Origin of the sequence: Mycobacterium sp. 852002-10029_SCH5224772, assembly GCF_001667315.1 — a bacterium.
Lineage (GTDB): Bacteria > Actinomycetota > Actinomycetes > Mycobacteriales > Mycobacteriaceae > Mycobacterium.
Genome location: NZ_LZHT01000090.1, coordinates 1 through 1,584 on the forward strand (window position 1 = coordinate 1; position 1,584 = coordinate 1,584).

Annotated in this window: 1 protein-coding gene; it reads right to left on the bottom strand. The window is 68.2% G+C overall.

Going from position 1 to position 1,584, the window contains the following annotated elements; genetic code table 11:
- A partial coding sequence (locus A5775_RS16250; RefSeq protein ID WP_067254382.1) for a PPE family protein occupies positions 1 to 1,163 on the bottom strand: 1,163 nt, incomplete at its 3' end.
- Positions 1,164 to 1,584 lie beyond the last annotated feature (421 nt).

Below are 1,584 nucleotides of genomic sequence, written 5' to 3' on the forward strand. Positions count from 1 at the left end.
AAGGGTGGTCGGGCCATGACGGTGGGTCGGAAGCCGTATTTGGGGCCGGCCCCGCCGTGTCCGCCGGCGCCCGCACCGGCCAGGGGCATGCCGCCGAGCAGGTTGCCGGGCCCGCCGGCGGCCTCGGGGGCCGCGCTGATGGTGCTGACCGGGATCGCATGCCCCAGCGCGGGTGCGACCGCCGGCGCCCCCGACCAGGCGACCGGCACCGACAATTTCCCGCCGATGGAGGCCGCGCTGCCCAACGCCGCCACCGGATGAGCAGCAGCCGCCCCGCCCCCGAGCATCCCGCCCAAACCACCCAGGGCGGGCAAGGCCTTGGCCGCGGCCGGCGCCGCGCTGGTGATCAACCCCAGCGACTTACCGATCTGCACGAAGTTGTTCCCCATACCGATACTGAAATACGGCAAACCCTCGGTGCTGTAGAAGATGCTGGCAAAGGGGCTGTAGGCACTGGCAAGCGAACTCAGACTGGTGGACGAAGACCCAGACGACGCGGCGGACGTCGGGGGGGTGGTGGCCTGCTCGGTCATCCCGGGCCGAGCCATCGACTCCAGAATTTTGGACGTGTTGACCGCCGAGGAATCCGTGGTGGCCTTGGTGACCGCAGCATTCTGGGTGGCCTGCCCCGACGGGTTGGTGACCTCGGGCGCCCGCTGAAACGGTGTCTGCTTGGTCGCCGCCGACGACTGGCCCGCATAGCTGTACATCGCGCCCGCATCTTGCGCCCAGTACTCGCCGTATTGGGCCTCCAGTTGGGCGATCAGCGGAGTGTTTTGTCCCAACACGTTGGTCGCCTGTAACTGCTTGGATTGCATCCGGTTAGACGCCACCAACGGTGGCGGCACCGACGAGGACAACGCCGCCTCATAAGACGCCGCCGCCGCCCGCGCCTGCGCCGCGGCCTCCTCGGCCTGCGCCGCCGACGCGGTCATCCACGCGATGTAGGGCTCCACCGCTTGAGCCATCGTCACCGACGCCGTGCCCAACCACTCCTCACTGCTCAGCGAGGTCACCACCTGCTCATAACCCAGCGCCGCCGAATTCAACTCCGCCGCCAACGCACTCCACGCCGACGCCGCAGCCATCAACGACCCCGACCCCGGACCCGTATAAATCCGCGCCGAATTGAACTCCGGCGGAAAAGCCCCGTAATCCAACACGAAATAGCCCCTTAATCTGTGATGTCCGAATCGGTGCGTCGAGTCATAAAAGACGTTAATGCGCTGGTGGCCGGGCCCGCGCCGGTCAGTTGGCGGACGACGTTCTGGTGGGCAGCTGAGGTGGTCGGCATGGGTGCCTGCATATCGCCGGCCGACCTCCCGGCGGTTGGGCCAGATAGCGCCAGCGAACTGCGGTGATAGCTGGAGTCGAGGGCTCGCTCCGTCGCGCTTCCTCGGTGCGACGTCGCGGTCGCCGGGGCCGCGCGCATCCGGGCCGGGGATAAAATCCGGGCGCGGATAAGGGCGAGGGTGTGCATGCCGAATCCGCCGCCTATCCGGCGGACAGGGGGCGGGTGAGCACGCTGTAGCGGAATCCGTATTTGTGGGTGTAGCCGGCGGTGGCGCCCCGCCGGCCCAGCGC